The sequence below is a fragment of the Cellulomonas sp. Root137 genome (genome assembly GCF_001426725.1).
In the GTDB taxonomy this organism is placed as follows: Bacteria; Actinomycetota; Actinomycetes; order Actinomycetales; family Cellulomonadaceae; genus Cellulomonas.
The window spans coordinates 2,060,572-2,075,828 of record NZ_LMFG01000001.1; the positions used below are offsets into that span (position 1 = coordinate 2,060,572).

18 protein-coding genes and 1 tRNA gene are annotated in these 15,257 nt (G+C 72.7%); 17 read left to right on the forward strand and 2 right to left on the reverse strand.

All coding sequences use genetic code 11. The annotated features are described in order from the left end of the window. The first annotated feature begins 107 nt into the window (after positions 1 to 107). The 11 genes from ASD18_RS09805 (at position 108) to ASD18_RS09850 (ending at position 8,264) form a co-directional block, all read left to right on the forward strand. A complete protein-coding gene (locus ASD18_RS09805; protein WP_056089955.1) occupies positions 108 to 521 on the forward strand; it encodes a rhodanese-like domain-containing protein in 414 nt (137 codons plus the stop codon). Continuing rightward, positions 518 to 1,864: a M20 family metallopeptidase gene (locus ASD18_RS09810; protein WP_056089957.1), complete on the forward strand. Its 1,347-nt coding sequence runs from the start codon at positions 518 to 520 to the stop codon at positions 1,862 to 1,864. Before ASD18_RS09805 ends, ASD18_RS09810 begins: the two co-directional genes overlap by 4 nt. Then, complete coding sequence (locus ASD18_RS09815) at positions 1,861 to 2,379, forward strand: GNAT family N-acetyltransferase (protein WP_056089962.1); 519 nt, start codon at positions 1,861 to 1,863, stop codon at positions 2,377 to 2,379. Before ASD18_RS09810 ends, ASD18_RS09815 begins: the two co-directional genes overlap by 4 nt. Beyond that, entirely contained in the window at positions 2,376 to 3,518 is a 1,143-nt protein-coding gene (locus ASD18_RS09820) for an LLM class flavin-dependent oxidoreductase (protein ID WP_056089965.1), read from the forward strand. The genes ASD18_RS09815 and ASD18_RS09820 overlap by 4 nt, the downstream gene beginning before the upstream one ends. Beyond that, on the forward strand, positions 3,515 to 4,825 hold the full coding sequence (locus tag ASD18_RS09825; RefSeq protein WP_056089967.1) for a glutamate-5-semialdehyde dehydrogenase: 1,311 nt from the start codon (positions 3,515 to 3,517) through the stop codon (positions 4,823 to 4,825). The genes ASD18_RS09820 and ASD18_RS09825 overlap by 4 nt, the downstream gene beginning before the upstream one ends. Positions 4,826 to 4,880: 55 nt before the next feature. Further along, the gene (locus ASD18_RS21325; RefSeq protein ID WP_186814759.1) at positions 4,881 to 5,033 is read left to right on the forward strand and encodes a hypothetical protein; all 153 of its coding nucleotides are present in this window, start codon (positions 4,881 to 4,883) and stop codon (positions 5,031 to 5,033) included. Between the two features lie 26 nt (positions 5,034 to 5,059). Next, positions 5,060 to 5,665, forward strand: a complete 606-nt coding sequence (gene nadD / locus ASD18_RS09830; RefSeq protein WP_082573727.1) for a nicotinate-nucleotide adenylyltransferase — start codon at positions 5,060 to 5,062, stop codon at positions 5,663 to 5,665. After that, positions 5,662 to 7,017, forward strand: coding sequence for a hypothetical protein (locus ASD18_RS21025; protein WP_156387926.1), 1,356 nt, complete (start codon positions 5,662 to 5,664; stop codon positions 7,015 to 7,017). Before nadD ends, ASD18_RS21025 begins: the two co-directional genes overlap by 4 nt. Positions 7,018 to 7,035: 18 nt before the next feature. After that, a complete protein-coding gene (gene rsfS, locus ASD18_RS09840) occupies positions 7,036 to 7,425 on the forward strand; it encodes a ribosome silencing factor (protein ID WP_056089975.1) in 390 nt (129 codons plus the stop codon). After that, positions 7,422 to 8,120: a histidine phosphatase family protein gene (locus ASD18_RS09845; protein WP_056089976.1), complete on the forward strand. Its 699-nt coding sequence runs from the start codon at positions 7,422 to 7,424 to the stop codon at positions 8,118 to 8,120. Before rsfS ends, ASD18_RS09845 begins: the two co-directional genes overlap by 4 nt. Before the next feature lie 71 nt (positions 8,121 to 8,191). Continuing rightward, positions 8,192 to 8,264 (forward strand) — tRNA-Ala (locus ASD18_RS09850). A 375-nt stretch (positions 8,265 to 8,639) separates the two neighbouring features. On the opposite strand, the gene ASD18_RS21515 is transcribed toward ASD18_RS09850, so the two are convergent. Continuing rightward, positions 8,640 to 9,110 (reverse strand): CorA family divalent cation transporter, encoded by a 471-nt coding sequence (locus tag ASD18_RS21515; RefSeq protein ID WP_369817282.1) that lies wholly within the window; start codon positions 9,108 to 9,110, stop codon positions 8,640 to 8,642. On the opposite strand from ASD18_RS21515, the gene ASD18_RS21520 reads away from it, so the two are divergent. Both ASD18_RS21520 and ASD18_RS09865 read left to right on the forward strand, forming a co-directional pair. Then, positions 9,105 to 9,767 carry an FAD-dependent oxidoreductase gene (locus ASD18_RS21520; protein WP_235522380.1) on the forward strand — a complete coding sequence of 221 codons (663 nt, stop codon included), beginning with the start codon at positions 9,105 to 9,107 and terminating at the stop codon, positions 9,765 to 9,767. The genes ASD18_RS21515 and ASD18_RS21520 overlap by 6 nt on opposite strands. Further along, positions 9,764 to 10,156 (forward strand): low molecular weight phosphatase family protein, encoded by a 393-nt coding sequence (locus ASD18_RS09865; RefSeq protein WP_056089980.1) that lies wholly within the window; start codon positions 9,764 to 9,766, stop codon positions 10,154 to 10,156. The genes ASD18_RS21520 and ASD18_RS09865 overlap by 4 nt, the downstream gene beginning before the upstream one ends. Before the next feature lie 117 nt (positions 10,157 to 10,273). On the opposite strand, the gene ASD18_RS21525 is transcribed toward ASD18_RS09865, so the two are convergent. Next, the gene (locus ASD18_RS21525) at positions 10,274 to 10,765 is read right to left on the reverse strand and encodes an alpha/beta fold hydrolase (protein ID WP_235522313.1); all 492 of its coding nucleotides are present in this window, start codon (positions 10,763 to 10,765) and stop codon (positions 10,274 to 10,276) included. Between ASD18_RS21525 and ASD18_RS09875 the strand changes: the two genes are divergently transcribed. From ASD18_RS09875 to msrA, 4 genes are all read left to right on the forward strand, one after another. Then, on the forward strand, positions 10,721 to 11,281 hold the full coding sequence (locus tag ASD18_RS09875) for a GNAT family N-acetyltransferase (protein WP_056089985.1): 561 nt from the start codon (positions 10,721 to 10,723) through the stop codon (positions 11,279 to 11,281). The genes ASD18_RS21525 and ASD18_RS09875 overlap by 45 nt on opposite strands. 77 nt (positions 11,282 to 11,358) lie before the next feature. Then, positions 11,359 to 12,399: a LacI family DNA-binding transcriptional regulator gene (locus ASD18_RS09880; RefSeq protein WP_056089988.1), complete on the forward strand. Its 1,041-nt coding sequence runs from the start codon at positions 11,359 to 11,361 to the stop codon at positions 12,397 to 12,399. A 212-nt stretch (positions 12,400 to 12,611) separates the two neighbouring features. Further along, on the forward strand, positions 12,612 to 14,543 hold the full coding sequence (locus ASD18_RS09885; protein WP_056089991.1) for a glycosyl hydrolase 53 family protein: 1,932 nt from the start codon (positions 12,612 to 12,614) through the stop codon (positions 14,541 to 14,543). Positions 14,544 to 14,695: 152 nt separating this feature from the next. Further along, positions 14,696 to 15,214, forward strand: coding sequence for a peptide-methionine (S)-S-oxide reductase MsrA (gene msrA, locus ASD18_RS09890; protein ID WP_056089994.1), 519 nt, complete (start codon positions 14,696 to 14,698; stop codon positions 15,212 to 15,214). Positions 15,215 to 15,257: the final 43 nt, after the last annotated feature.

Consider the following 15,257-nt stretch of genomic DNA (forward strand, 5'->3'; position numbering starts at 1 on the left):
CGCGATGTGAGAAGGCCGTCCCGATCGTTGACATCGTCGCGCCCGGAGCCGAGCCTCCTGCGCAGGTCAGGAGCCCTGCCATCCGTGGCCCCGAGAAGGAGAACACCATGACTGACACCGCCTCCCGCCCCGGCGCCCCGGCCGAGCACCTGAGCCTCGAGGAGGCCGCGGCGCTCGCACCCCTCGTCAGCCCCGCCGAGGCCGCCGAGCGCGTCGCCGAGGGTGCGTTCCTCGTCGACGTCCGCAGCGAGGCCGGCCGGTCCCGCACCGGCGCCATCCCCGGCGCGACCGTCGGCGACCGCTACGCGATCGACGAGGAGTTCGACCTGACCGCCGCCACGCGGCACGCGCCGGTCGTCTCCCTGGACACGCCGATCGTCGTCGTCTGCGGCTCGGTGCGGGGGTCCGGACCGGTCGCGGCCGAGCTGCGGGCGAAGGGGTTCAGCAACGTCGTGCACGTCGACGGCGGGTTCCCGGCCTGGAAGGACGCGGGTCTGCCCGCCGAGGCGCCCGCCGGATGAGCACCCCGTCCACCGCGTTCCTCGACGAGCTCCACGCGCTCACCGAGCGTCGACGTGCCGCGTTCGTGCCGCTGACGTCGTCGTTCTCGGGTGCCGACGAGCCCTCGCGAGCCCTCGTGCAGGCGGCGGCCAAGGCGGGCGAGGGAGACGTCCTTCGTGTCGCTCACGCGATCCACGCGCACCCGGAGGAGGCGTTCCGCGAGGTCCGTTCGGTGGCCGCGGTCGCCGACCTGCTGCGAGCGCACGGGGTGCCAGCCTCGGTGGGCACGCACGGGCTGTCGACCGCCCTGCGCGCCGGTCTGACCGCGGCCGGTCCCGACGACGGTGACGTCCGCACCGATGCCGGACCCACGATCGCGATCCTCGCCGAGTACGACGCGCTGCCGGGCGTCGGCCACGCGTGCGGCCACCACCTGATCGCGGGCGCGGCCACGGGGGCGTTCCTCGCGCTGCACCGGGCGGTCGCCGACGGGCTCGAGCTACCCGGCCGCGTGCTGCTGCTGGGCACCCCGGCCGAGGAGGGGAGCTCCGGCAAGGAGATCCTGGCGCGCAACGGGTTCTTCGACGGTGTCGACGCCGCGATCATGGTCCACCCGTTCGGGTTCGACGTGGTCGACCACCCGTTCCTGGGCCGTCGGCAGCTGCGCGTGACCTATCACGGGGTCGCGGCGCACGCGTCCGCCAGCCCGTTCATGGGCCGCAACGCGCTCGACGCGGTGGCGCTCAACTACCAGGCTGTCGCGATGCTCCGCCAGCACATCCCGCCCAGCGACCGCGTGCACGGCGTGGTGCTGGAGGGCGGTGCGCGGCCGAGCGTCGTGCCCGAACGCGCGACCGTCGAGTACTACGTGCGTTCCGCGAGCCCCGCCACGCTCAAGGACCTGTCCGAACGCCTGGCCGACATCGCCCAGGGGGCCGCGCTGGCCACCGGCACCACTGCCGAGCTGGTGTGGGACGCCGCGCCGTTCACGCTCCCGGTGCGCACCAACTCGCCGCTCGCCGAGCGCTGGGCGGTGCACCAGGCCGGTCAGGGGCGGACGGTCCTGGCAGGTGGCGTCGTGCCGGAGATCCTCGCGGCGTCCACCGACTTCGGGAACGTGAGCGTCCGGCTGCCCGGCATCCACCCGATGATCGCGGTGAGCGACCCGGACGTCGCGCTGCACACGCGTGAGTTCGCGGAGGTCGCCGGCGGCCCGCGCGGGGACGCGGCCGCGGTCGACGGTGCCGTCGGGCTCGCGCTCACGGCGCTGGACTACCTGGCGGACCCGGCGCTGCGCGCAGCCGTGCGGCAGGACTTCGAGGACGCCGGGGGCGTGCTGGACGTCGAGGGGTACTTCTCGTGAGCGGCGTGCGGATCCGCCTGGTGCGGCCCGACGAGCACGACCGCGTCGCGCGGCTGACCGTCGACGCCTACGGCCACGACTACGACCTGCCCGACGACTACCGCGCCTCGCTCGCCGACGTCCCCACGCGGGCCGCCGAGCACCAGGTGTGGGTGGCCGAGGACCTCCGGACCGGCGAGCTGCTCGGCACGGTCGCCACCCCGCGGCCCGGCGAGCACATCTCCGAGCTGGGCCGCGACGGGGAGCTGGACTTCCGGCTGCTCGCGGTCGACCCTGCCGCCCGCCGGCGGGGGATCGGGGTGCTGCTCACCGAGCACGTCGTCGCGCTCGCCCGGCAGCGCGGCCTCGACCGCGTGGTCATGAACTCCGGCCCGCAGATGACCGGCGCCCACGCGCTCTACCAGCAGCTCGGCTTCGTCCGTCTGCCCGACCGCGAGACCCGCGTCGTGCACGGCGGCACCCTGCTGGCCTTCGGCTACGACCTCGCACCCCAGACGCAAGGAGCACGCTCGTGAAGTTCCAGGTCCTCGACATCGTCCCGCACGGCCCCCACCCGGTGACCGGCGAGCTGCTCGACCCGTCCACCCGCCTCGAGCGCGTCGTCGAGACGGCCGTGCTGGCCGAGGAGCTCGGGCTCGACGCGTTCGCCGTGGGGGAGCGGCACGCGGGCGACTTCCTGTCGTCGTCGCCCACCGTGCTGCTCGGCGCGCTCGCGCAGGCCACCGACCGCATCCTGCTGAGCACCGGTGTCACCGTGCTGAGCCTGCTCGACCCGGTCCGGGTGGCCGAGGACTACGCCACGATCGACGTGCTCTCCCGCGGGCGGCTGGAGATCGTCATCGGCAAGGGGAACGAGGACAAGCACTTCCCGCTGTTCGGGCTGGAGCTGGCGCACCAGTACGACTACCTCGAGGAGAACTACGGGCTGCTCCGGCGCCTGCTGAGCGAGGAGCACGTGGACTGGGAGGGCCGGTTCCACGCGCCGCTCACCGACGCGACCACCCTGCCCCGCCCGTACGACGGCCCGTTCCGCATCTGGCACGGCTCGGCCACCAGCACGATCTCCGTGGACCTGGCCGCGCGCCACGGCGATCCCATCGTCTCCGCGAACGCACTCCAGCCGCGCGAGAACTACCAGGTGCTCATCGACCGCTATCGCGAGCAGCTGGAGGCCAACGGGTTCGACCCGGCCGTCGGCTACGTCGGCTCCGGCTCCGGCGGCCTGTTCCTGGCGGACACCACCGAGCAGGCCACCGAGGAGTACCGCGCGGTGTACGAGGGCTTCGCGGCGCGGATGGCCGCCCGGCACGTGGGCGAGACGCGTCCCGGCAAGGTGTCGTCGTTCACGCACATCGAGGACGCGGTCGAGCGCGGCCCGGCCCTCGTCGGCTCGCCGGAGCGGGTCGCCGAGAAGATCCTCGACTACCACCGCTCCTACGGCCACGACCTGCAGTCCGTCTCGCTCAACCCCGTCCTGCCGTACGAGCAGCAGCAGGACGTCCTGCGGCGGTTCGCCGAGGAGGTCGTGCCACTGGTCCGTGCCGAGGTGTCGACCACGCTGTGGGGCCCGGACGACCCGGGGCGCGCCCGCGGGCTCGCGGCGGCGGACGCGTCTCTCGTCGGCGTCGGAGGCGGGACTACCCTGACCAGATGACCACCTCGCTCGAGCAGCCGGTGCAGGACGCCGTCGAGACGCCGGACGTCGTCGCACAGGTGCGCGCGGTCGCGGAACGGGCCAAGGTCGCGTCCCGTGCGCTCGCCACTGCCACCCGGGCCACCAAGGACGCTGCGCTGCGCGGCATGGCGGACGCCCTCGTGGCGGCCACCCCCGAGATCGTCGCGGCCAACGCGGTCGACCTCGAGCGCGGCCGGAGCAACGGGACCTCCGCCGGCCTGCTGGACCGGCTCGCGCTGACGCCGGAGCGCATCGTGAGCATCGCCGACGCGCTGCGCGAGCTCGCCGCCCTGCCCGACCCGGTGGGTGAGGTGGTCCGCGGCTCCACGCTGCCCAACGGCCTGCGCATGCGGCAGGTGCGCGTCCCGATGGGTGTCGTCGGCATGATCTACGAGGCGCGTCCGAACGTGACGGTCGACGCCGCGGGACTGGCGCTCAAGAGCGGCAACGCGGTCATCCTGCGGGGTGGCTCGGCCGCGGCTGCGAGCAACGAGGTCATCGTCGACGTCCTGTCGAGGGCGCTCGTCGCACAGCGGCTCCCCGGCGCGCTGGTGCAGTCGATCGACACCTGGGGACGCGAGGGCGCGGTCGCGCTCATGCACGCGCGCGGGCTGGTCGACCTGCTGGTTCCCCGCGGGGGAGCGGACCTCATCCAGACCGTCGTGCGCGAGTCCACGGTGCCCGTCGTCGAGACCGGTGTGGGGAACGTGCACGTCTACGTCGACGAGACCGCGGACCTCGCTGTCGCCATCCCGATCCTGCTCAACTCCAAGACCCAGCGTGTCGGCGTCTGCAACGCCGCCGAGACGCTGCTGGTGCACCAGGCGGTCGCGGACGAGTTCCTCCCGGTGGCCCTCGCCATGCTGGCCGACGCGGGCGTCACCATCCACGGCGACGAGACGACGCTCGCGCTCGCCCCCGAGGAGGCCGACTGCGTGCCGGCCACGGACGAGGACTGGGCCACCGAGTACCTGTCGCTCGACCTCGCCGTCCGGGTGGTCGACTCGCTCGACGAGGCCCTCGAGCACATCCGCGAGTGGAGCTCGGGTCACACCGAGGCGATCATCACGCAGGACCTCGCCGCCTCGGAGCGGTTCGTCGCCGAGGTGGACTCCGCCGCGGTCATGGTGAACGCCTCGACGCGGTTCACCGACGGCGGTCAGCTGGGCCTCGGCGCGGAGATCGGCATCTCCACCCAGAAGCTCCACGCCCGCGGGCCGATGGGCCTGGGCGAGCTGACGACGACCAAGTGGATCGTGCACGGCGACGGGCACGTCCGACCCTGAAGCCACAGTCCCGCGTGCGACACTGTTGGCTCCCGCCTACCCCTGGAGGAATGTCGTGCATGCTGCCCTGATCGCCGCGGCTGAGGCCGCCGAGCACACCAACGAGCTGCCGTTCCCGCCCGTGGTGTTCGGCATCGGAGCGTTCGTCGGTCTCGTCGCCATGCTGCTCATCACGTTCGCCTTCCGTAGCGTCGGGACGCGCCACTGACCGACGTACCGAGAGGGACCGGACCGATGACGGAGCCGCCGCGCAGCACACGCCTGGGCGTCATGGGCGGCACGTTCGACCCCATCCATCACGGTCACCTGGTGGCCGCGAGCGAGGTGGCCGCACGGTTCGATCTCGACGAGGTCGTCTTCGTCCCCACGGGGCGCCCGACGTTCAAGCTGCACCAGGACGTCACCGTCCCGGAGCACCGGTACCTCATGACCGTCATCGCGACGGCGTCGAACCCGCGATTCACCGTGAGTCGGGTCGATGTGGACAGGTCCGGTGTGACGTACACCGTGGATACGCTGCGCGACCTCAAGGCGGCCCGCCCGGACGCCGAACTCTTCTTCATCACAGGTGCGGACGCCATCGCGCAGATCGTGACGTGGAAGGATGCCGAGGAGCTCTTCTCGATGGCGCAGTTCGTGGCGGTCACCCGTCCCGGGCACGCGTTGTCGGTCGACGGTCTTCCCGCCGATCGTGTCCACGTCTTGGAGGTCCCCGCCCTGGCGATCTCCTCGACCGATGTCCGCGCACGTGAGCGCGCCGGGCAGCCGGTCTGGTACCTCGTCCCCGACGGGGTCGTCCAGTACATCGCCAAGCACAGGTTGTATCGAGGTCAGTCATGAGTGAACCGGGAGAGCGGCGGCGTCGCCGCGAGCTCCATCGCAACCCCGAGACGGGCGACGTCGCGGGTGCCGCACCCGACGCCGGGTCCGCGGCCGGTCCGGCGTCCCCGGGTGGTGCGAGCGCCGGTCAGGTGTCCCGCCGCGCGATGCGTGGTCAGGGCGGCGACGACACACCTCCCCGCGGGACGGCTCCCGCCGCGCCGTCACCGGCGACCGACTCCAGCCGCTCCCGTCGCTCCATCCGCGACACCGCGCTCGACCCGACAAGCGCTCGGCCCAGCACCGCCGGATCCGGCACCCCCACCTGGTCGGCCCCCGCGACGAACGCTGCGCCCGCACCTGCAGCCGGGCCGCGGCAGGCTCCCCCCGCCGCCGCTCCCGCACGGCCCGCCGCGGCGCAGCGTCCCGCCACCGCAGCGCCCGCGCCCGCCGCGACCCCCGGGCAGCGCCCCGGCGCACCCACGCCGGCACTGCCGGTCGCCTCGCGGCCCCCCGCAGCAGGCCCCGTCGCCGCGCGCCCCCCGGCCGCCGCCCCCGGGAACCCCGCCATCTCGCGCCCCGCTGCGGCGTCGCCCGCGCCGGGCCAGTGGGGCCAGCGCGCCCCCGAGCCCACCGGCCCGGGCGCACCGGGCTCCACCGGCGGCTGGGCTCCGACCCCGCCGGCGAGCCGCCCGACCCCGCCGGACCGGCCGACGCCCACCCCGCAGTCGGCCCCCGCGCCGGCGCCCCGACGAGACGGGCCGAGCTGGGCCGGTGGCACGCCCGCGTCCGCGGGTTCCTGGGGCACCCAACCGGCGGCGACCCCCACGCCGACGGCCCCGCCCGCCTCCTGGCAGCAGCCCTCGACGCAGCCGCCGGCGGCGCAACCCGCTGCGTGGCAGCCGACGCCCGCGTCCGCGCGGACGCCCGCCGCCCCGGCGACGAGCCGTCCCGGTCAGCCGACGGGCCAGCCCACCTGGTCCGCTGCCTCCGCCCCCACCGCGCCGGCGCCCGACGCGGCACCCGGCGCCTGGGCCCCCACGGGCCTGTCGTCCGGCACGGTCCCCGCTCCCCGCGCAGGCGGCGAGCCCGCGGCTCCGGTGTTCGGCGCGCCCCTGGGCGGCCCCCCGGACCCGGTGCGTTCCGGCGCCGCGCGGGACGAGGACGACGACGACTACGACGACGAGGACGACGAGGAGCGCCCCCGGCACCCGTACACGTGGCTGCACCTCATCGTGCTCGCGCTCGTGGCGTTCGTGCTGGGCTTCCTCATCGTGCTCCTGCTCAGCAACACCACGGAGGACGACCCCGGCTCCACCGCCGCGGCCCCCGTCACCCACTCGACGACCGGCCTGTCGGCCGGACCTGCCTGACCCGAACCTAGGAGACCTGTGGCTGCGACCGAACGAGCGATCGAGCTGGCCGTGGCGGCCGCTCGTGCCGCGTCCGACATCAAGGCCGAGGAGATCATCGCGCTCGACGTCAGCGAGCAGCTCGTGCTCACCGACGTCTTCCTCATCGCGTCCGGCACCAACGAGCGGCAGGTCGGCGCCATCGTCGACGCCGTCGAGGAGTCGCTGTTCAAGCTCGGCGCCAAGCCGATCCGGCGCGAGGGCAAGGCTGCCGGCCGCTGGGTCCTCGTCGACTTCGGCGACGTCGTGGTGCACGTCCAGCACGCGGAGGACCGGGTGTACTACGCCCTCGAGCGGCTGTGGAAGGACTGCCCCGTGATCGATCTCCCCGCTGACGCGCGGGGGACCGACGAGGGCACCGACGCGTGACGGCGGGGCGGCTGCTCCTGGTCCGGCACGGCCGGACCGCGTACAACTCCGAGGCGCGGCTGCAGGGCCAGGTCGACATCCCGCTGGACGCCGTGGGCCGCTGGCAGGCGCGTACGGCTGCCGCCCGGCTGCTCACCCGGCACGAGCCGACGGTGATCGTCACGTCGGACCTCAGCCGCGCGCACGAGACGGCGAGCTTCCTCGCGCGCGCGACGGGCCTCGACCTCGTCGTCGACGCCCGGCTGCGCGAGCGCGCGTTCGGCCTGTGGGAGGGCCTCACGGGCGACGACCTGCGGCGGGACTGGGCCGACGAGTTCGCCGTCTGGCGAGCCGGCGGACAGCCGGAGGGCGTCGGCGCCGAGACTCGCGCGGAGGTCGCGCACCGCGTGCGGGAGGGGATCCTCGAGCACGCCGAGGCGCTGGGTGCGGACGACACCCTCGTCGTCGTCTCCCACGGCTCCGCGATCAGCTGCGCGGTCGGCGACCTGCTCGGCATGCCGACCGACTGGCACGGCTTCACGGGCATGCTCAACGTCCACTGGACCGAGCTCGTCGCCACCCGCGGTGACTTCGCCCCTCCGTGGCGGATGGTCGGCTACAACCTGGGGCCCACGGACGCGTCGAGCGACTGGAACGCCGGACCCGACACCACGCACGAGTCCGACGCCGACGCCGAGACGCGGGACCCCGATTAGCGTTTGGGCCCGCGTTCGTTCTAAACTCTCCGAGCGCCTACGGGCGTGAGTGACTCCCCTCGGGGGGTCGCGGGGCTGTGGCGCAGCTGGTAGCGCACCTGCATGGCATGCAGGGGGTCAGGGGTTCGAATCCCCTCAGCTCCACCGAAAGTGCTGGTCAGAGGCCACGCCGGGATCCTGAACACAGGAGCCTGACGTGGCCACTGGACATTGAGTGGGAAGCCCGCGGCCCGATCTCCGCCACCGCCAAGATCGTCACCCGGCGCGCCCGCGCCGCCGGGCTACCCGCCCCGAACATCACCGGCCAATCCCTGCGCGCCGGGCACGCCATCACCGCCGCAGCCGCCGGCGTCCCCCTGGACCGGATCGCCGCCCAGACCCGGCACCGCCACCTCAAGGTCCTCATCGAGCACTACGTCCGACCCATGGAAGCCCTCACCATCACCACCAGCCGCGACCTCGGCCTGTAGGTGCCTATCAAGAGCACGACCACGATCAGCTCGAGTGCAACTCCCCGTCCTAGATCCAGTGGCGCGCTCTGAAGACCAGGTACAACGTGACGCTCACGGCGCCCATCAGGACGAGGGCGAACGGGTATCCCCACGTCCGGTGCAGCTCGGGCATCAGGTCGAAGTTCATCCCGTAGACGGTGCCGATCAGGGTCGGCGCGAACAGGATCGCGGCCCATGCGGAGATCTTCTTGACCTCCTCGTTCTGGGCGTTGCTCGCCTCGGAGAGGGTCTTCATCTCCTCGTTCTGCCGCTGCGCGACGAGCGTGGCGTTGACCGTCAGGATGTCGCGAAGCGCGATCCGGAACGACTCGATGCGCTCGTCCACCTCGGTGACGTGGTCAGCGACGTCCCGAAGGTAGCGCTGCTGCTCCTCGTCGACGCCGTACTTGGACGAGCCGGCGTCGAGCGCGGCGAGCATCGCGCCGAGCGGGCGAACTGCCCGCTGGAAGTCGACCACCTCGCGGGAGAGTTCATAGATTCGTCGGGAGTCGCGGGCGTCCGTCCCGACGCGGAGCTCCTCGTCGCGGCGGGCGCCTCCACCGGGCCTGGGGGGACGGTCGACGTCGGACCGGACATGCGCACGAACCTCGACGCCGTGTGGGCGGCGGGGGACTGCGTGATCACCCACCACCGGCTCCTCGGCCGCACGTACCTCCCTCTCGGGACCACCGCCCACAAACAGGGACGGGTCGCCGGGGAGAACGCCCTCGGCCGGTCCGCCCGCTACGCCGGAAGTCTGGGCACCCAGGTGGTGAAGGTGTTCGACCTCGTTGCAGCCCGCACCGGACTGCGCGACCGCGACGCCGCCGAGGCCGGTCATGTGACCTTGACGACGCAGTCCACCCCCGACGACCACAAGCGGTACTACCCCGGAGCGCAACCGATCTCCGTCCGCGTCACCGGCGACGCCACCACCGGTCGGCTGCTCGGCGCCCAGCTCGTCGGTGGGCTGACCACGCAGACCACCAAGCGCGTCGACACCCTGGCCACCGCGCTCTTCCACGAGATGAGCGTCGAGGCCGTCAGCGAGCTCGACCTGTCCTACACGCCACCCCTCGGCTCGCCGTGGGACGCCATTCAGATGGCCACCCAGGACTGGGTCCGTCGTCACCGATCCACGGGAGCATCCGCATGACCACGATCCTGTTCGTCTGCGTCCACAACGCCGGCCGGTCCCAGCTCGCGGCCGGTCTGGCGGCCGCGCGCGCCGGCTCCGACGTCACCGTGATCTCCGCCGGCACCGACCCCGACGCCGCAGTGAGCGCGACCGTGCTCGCCTCCCTGGCCGAGGTCGGGATCGACAGCAGCAGTGAGGTTCCGCGGCTCCTGACCGCTGATCTCGCCGTGCAGGCGGACGTGATCGTCGCGCTCAAGCCCGGCCTCGACCTGCCAACCCACGGACGCATCGTGGTCTGGCCCCTGCCCGACCCGGCCACCTGGGACGTCGACGGCATCCGCCCGCTGCGCGACCACATCAACGACATGGTCGTGGACCTACTCGAGCGCGAGCGTGCTGTGCCCTGATTCCGAGGTTGCTGTCCGATGTCCGCCTGGACGGTGTGCCCGCGCGCGTGCCCGTCCGCGGCTCCAAGCAACCCGCGACGACGTGCCACAATCTCGGCGCGGGGCCCGTCGCAAGCGCTACTTCGCGGCGACGAGGATCAGGGCGGCCACGTCGCGCGGGTGGCTCATCATCGCGACGTGCGAGCTGTTGATCTCGATAGTGGTCGCGCCCGCGCGTTCGGCCATGGCCCGTTCCGCCTCGGGCGGGATCGTGTGGTCCTGTGATGCGACCAGGTACCAGCTCGGGATCGTCTTCCACGCTGGCTCGCCCGACGGGGTGAACAGGGCTGACAGTGCGGCGGGGCGCTGCGGCGCCGCCATGACGGCGGTCTGCTTCCTCTTCGGGAGGTCGGCCGCGAACAGCTCGCGGAAGAACGCAGGGAGGCTGTTGAGGAGAGCTGCGCGATCGCGGCGGTGAGTGCCACGCCGAGGATTATGCGGCTGCAGGGGGAGCCGGATCCCAGCCTGGGCCGACGAGCTCGCGGGACGGGATCGCCTGAGCCGTCCGCTACTAGTGTCCTGCGCATGGACATCGCCGCTCCGCTGAGCGTCGAGGTGCTCGGCACCCACGACGTACCTGCCTCGATCACGTGGCAGGTGGTGACGCTCATGCGCTGCGAGTGGCCGTCGCTGTTCGACGGCGGCCTGCGGTGGATCGACCGCCCGTTCGACCACGACGTGGACCCCGTGCATCTCGTCGTGCGCCACGCCGGGGTCCTGGTCTCCCACGCGATCGTCCTGCGCGTGCCCGACGACGTCCACCGCACCGGACTGCGTCTCGCCGGTGTCGCCTCCGTCCTCACCTCCCCGCCGCACCGCGGGGAGGGACACGCCTCCGCGGTGCTGCACGCCGCAAACCAGGTGCTCGACGGGGGTGACGCCGACGTCGCGGCGCTCTTCTGCGAGCCGCAGTACGAGCCGTTCTATGCCCGGTTCGGGTGGGTCGCCTGCCCCGGCGGCACCCTCGAGGACGACGAGCTCGAGCCCAGCACCGACCTGCGGATGATGCGCTTTCTCAGCGACGCCGGCCGGGCAGCGCAGCGCCGGCTGCTGGACGGGCAGCTGCGCGTGCGCTGGACCTGGTAGGCGCCTCGTCGACGGACGCGCCCATGTCCCGTGCGCTGCACGGAGCCGGTGCCCCCGTTCCCCTAGAGTCTCGTGCGATGGGACCGACGCCCGCGCCGCGCAAGCGCCCGACGATCCGTGACGTCGCGGCTGCGGCGGGCGTGTCCCGGGGCACGGTCTCGCGCGTCATCAACGGTGGGCACTGGGTGTCCCCGGACGCGCTCGCGGCCGTCGAGGAGGCGATCCGGACCACCGGCTACTCCGCCAACCAGCACGCGCGCAGCCTGGTCACCGGACGGTCGAACTCGGTGGCGTTCCTGCTCACCGAACCCCAGCACCTGCTGTTCGAGGACCCGAACTTCTCGATCCTTCTGCGGGGAGCCGCCCGGGCGCTGGCCGCACGCGGCATGCCGCTCCTGCTCATGGTCGCGGGCACCCCCGAGGAGCAGAAGCAGGTCTCGTCCTACGTCGGCGCCGGGCACGTCGACGGCGTCCTCGCGATCTCGTCGCACAGCGGCAACCACCTGCTCGACGCGCTGGTGCGGCAGGGCATCCCGATGATCTCCTGCGGCATCCCGCTCGGCTTCGAGGGCAGCGTCGGCTACGTGTCCGCCGACGACCTCGGCGGCGGGCGGCGGATGACGCGGCACCTGCTCGACATCGGCCGCACCCGGATCGCGACGATCACCGGACCTCTGGACACCCCCGGGGGGAGGCTCCGGCTGGAGGGCTACCGCGACGAGCTCGGGTCGCTCTACGACGAGTCGCTCGTGACTCACGGCGACTACTCGCGCGACGGTGGCGCGGCGGGGATGCGGACGCTCCTCGAGCGCCGACCCGACATCGACGCGGTCTTCGTCGGCTCCGACCTCATGGCCGCGGGCGCCCTGCAGGTGCTCCGCGAGGCCGGCAGACGCGTGCCGCAGGACGTCGCGGTCGGAGGCTTCGACGACTCCGGGCTCGCGGCGACGCTCGACCCGCCGCTCACCACCATGCGGCAGCCGCTCGAACGTATCGCCGGCGAGATGGTGCGCCTGCTGATCGAGCTGATCGAGGGCGGGGAGCCCGCCGCCGTCACGCTGCCGACCTCGCTCGTCGTGCGCGCCAGCACCGCACGGGTTGCGCCGACCCCGTCCTGACGAGCGGGATCCTGCCGTCGTGCACGCTCGAGGGGAGCCTGCCTGACAGTGTCCGCCGAAGGTCACCGCAGTCGATGCCCGAGTTCGGAACCGGCCTGTGCACGCTCCCACGGTGACCCGACATTCGCGGACATCTTGACGGGCGCTTTCGCGCGCTCTTACCGTGGCCGAGTGCTGTGCACGTGCACACTCCAATGAGACAAGGACGTCCCATGCAGCCCATCAGTCGACGCCGAACCTCCACGCTCGCCCTCCTCGCGGCGGGCGCCCTCGTCCTCGGCAGCGCAGGCCCCGCCCCGGCCGAGGAGCCTGACGGCACGGTCCACTTCGCACCCGTCCGCAGCAACCTCGCCGCGAAGCCCTGGGTCACGGTGAGCGCCACCGCGGCGCAGGCCGGTGCGGGACTCGCCGTCGACGGCGACCCGACGACCGCGTGGACGGCGCGCGGCAAGGGCCGGCAGTCGCTCGTCCTCGACCTCGGCGGCGCGTACGACAACATCCGGAAGGTCGGTCTCGTCTTCCCCGACGCGCACGGCACCTACCGGTACGTGGTCGAGGCGTCTGCAGACGGTCACCGGTGGAAGACGGTCGTGGACCGCAAGAGGAACGACCGGCCGGGCCGCGGCGAGGAGCACCTCGTCGCACGCGCCGGGATCGCCTTCCTGCGGGTCACGATCACCGACGTGTCCCCGGGCGCGGTCGCCGGCATCAGCGAGCTGTCCGTGTGGAACTACCTGCGCGACGACGTCGTGCTGGGCGCGGACATCTCGTACGCGGACCAGAACGACGCGCAGGGCCTGACCTATGTGGTGGACGAGGGCGCCGCGCCGGTGCCGATCCTCGAGGCGGCGGCCGACGCCGGCATGGAGTACACCCGCCTGCGCGTCTTCAACGACCCGCGTGACGAGCGGACGGGGGAGTACCTCGAGCCTGCGTACCAGGGCCCGGAGCGCACCCTCGACGTCGCGCGCAAGGTCGTCGACCAGGGCATGGGCCTCGGCATTGACCTGCACTACGCCGACTCGTGGGCGGACCCGAGCAAGCAGGCGAAGCCCACCGCGTGGCGCGAGCTGCCCTTCGACGAGCTGACCCAGGCCGTCTACGACTACACCTACGCGACGGTGGACGCGCTCGTCGCCCAGGGCACCACTCCCGAGAAGGTCGCGGTGGGCAACGAGCTCATCAACGGGTTCATGTGGGGGAGCGAGCGTCCGCTGCCGTGGTTCGACGACGCGGCGTGGTGCGGCACGTGCTTCTTCAACCAGGACCCGACGTTCGTCTCGCAGCCCGGCGGCGCCCTGCTCTGGGACTACTGGGGCTCGGACGACCCGGCCGAGCAGGCCGCCTACGACGCCGCCTGGGACCGGTTCACCACCCTCCAGGCGTCGGGCATCAAGGCCGTGCGAGATGTCGCGGCGGCCCGCGGCGAGGACATCCCGGTGGAGACCCACGTGATCATCGACAACGGTCGGGTCGACAAGACGCTCGAGTTCTGGGACCAGTTCCTCACCCGACTCAACGCCAAGGGCCAGGACATCGACGTGATCGCGCACTCCTACTACCCCGACTGGCACGGGACGCCCGAGCACTACGAGGCGAACCTGCACCAGGTGGCCGCGGCGCACCCGGGCTACGCCATGGAGATCGCCGAGACATCGCACCAGTCGAACGACTGGGACGGCCTCCCGGTCCCGAACTCGCCCTACCCCAAGACCGCGGAGGGCGCCGGCCTCTTCCTCCAGGAGGTCTTCCGGATCGCGAACGACCTGCCCGACAACCGTGGCGCCGGCGTCCTGGTCTGGGAGCCCGCGAACTGGCAGGAGATGATCGACTGGTCGAACAGCGCCTGGCCCGTGCTCACGTTCCACGAGACGGTCGAGGTCTACGAGGCCAGCGACGCCGAGTTCGTGGTCGCGGACACGGTCTACCGGACGGTCCGCACCTCGAGCCCGCTCAGGCTGCCGGCCACCGTCGACGTCCTCGACTCCGACGGCACGCGCCACGCGGTGCCCGTGACCTGGATCGCGGTCCCGGCCCGCGCCCCGTCCAGCCCCGGACAGGTCGTCGTCAGCGGCACCACGGCGGAGCACGGTCCGGTGACCGCGATCGTCGACGTCGTCCGGCGGGCGCTCGCCCCCTCCTGAGCGCTCGCGCGGGGCGGCACGGCCGGCGGTGGCTCCTCGCGGGCCACCGCCGGTGCTGTGCATGGTTCGGACGGCCGCATCGGTTGCGCCCTGGCGAGCTGCGGGGTCAAGATCGCCCGACGGCTGCAGCCGTCCCATGAAGGAGGTTGCAGATGTCCACGACGGAGACGGCGATCCTCGCCGGAGGGTGCTTCTGGGGTGCGCAACAGCTGCTGCGCCGTCGCCCGGGAGTGATCTCGACGCGCGTCGGGTACTCCGGGGACGACACCCCGAACGCCACGTACCGCAACCACGGCGACCACGCCGAGGCCGTGGAGATCGTCTTCGATCCCGAGCAGATCTCCTACCGGGACCTGCTGGAGTTCTTCTTCCAGATCCACGACCCGTCGACGAAGAACCAGCAGGGCAACGACATCGGCCGCAGCTACCGGTCGGCGATCTTCTTCGCCTCCGACGAGCAGCGGCGGGTCGCGCTCGACACGATCGCCGACGTCGACGCGTCCGGGCTCTGGCCCGGCAAGGTCGTCACCGAGGTCGAGCCGGCCGGTGAGTTCTGGGAGGCCGAGGAGGAGCACCAGGACTACCTGGAGAAGATCCCGCACGGGTACACGTGCCACTACGTGCGCCCGGGGTGGCGGCTCCCGCACCGCGACGAACAGCGGGTCGGATAGCCCGAGGCCCCCCGTCTGGCGGGTCGACGGACGGGGTGTCGCA

Bases quoted from the DNA above. Each gene is read 5' to 3' on its own strand.
- ASD18_RS09805 (WP_056089955.1), top strand. From the start codon at position 108: ATGACTGACACCGCCTCCCGCCCCGGCGCCCCGGCCGAGCACCTGAGC.
- ASD18_RS09810 (WP_056089957.1), top strand. From the start codon at position 518: ATGAGCACCCCGTCCACCGCGTTCCTCGACGAGCTCCACGCGCTCACC.
- ASD18_RS09825 (WP_056089967.1), top strand. From the start codon at position 3,515: ATGACCACCTCGCTCGAGCAGCCGGTGCAGGACGCCGTCGAGACGCCG.
- nadD (WP_082573727.1), top strand. From the start codon at position 5,060: ATGACGGAGCCGCCGCGCAGCACACGCCTGGGCGTCATGGGCGGCACG.
- ASD18_RS21025 (WP_156387926.1), top strand. From the start codon at position 5,662: ATGAGTGAACCGGGAGAGCGGCGGCGTCGCCGCGAGCTCCATCGCAAC.
- ASD18_RS09865 (WP_056089980.1), top strand. From the start codon at position 9,764: ATGACCACGATCCTGTTCGTCTGCGTCCACAACGCCGGCCGGTCCCAG.
- ASD18_RS09875 (WP_056089985.1), top strand. From the start codon at position 10,721: ATGGACATCGCCGCTCCGCTGAGCGTCGAGGTGCTCGGCACCCACGAC.
- ASD18_RS09880 (WP_056089988.1), top strand. From the start codon at position 11,359: ATGGGACCGACGCCCGCGCCGCGCAAGCGCCCGACGATCCGTGACGTC.
- ASD18_RS09885 (WP_056089991.1), top strand. From the start codon at position 12,612: ATGCAGCCCATCAGTCGACGCCGAACCTCCACGCTCGCCCTCCTCGCG.
- msrA (WP_056089994.1), top strand. From the start codon at position 14,696: ATGTCCACGACGGAGACGGCGATCCTCGCCGGAGGGTGCTTCTGGGGT.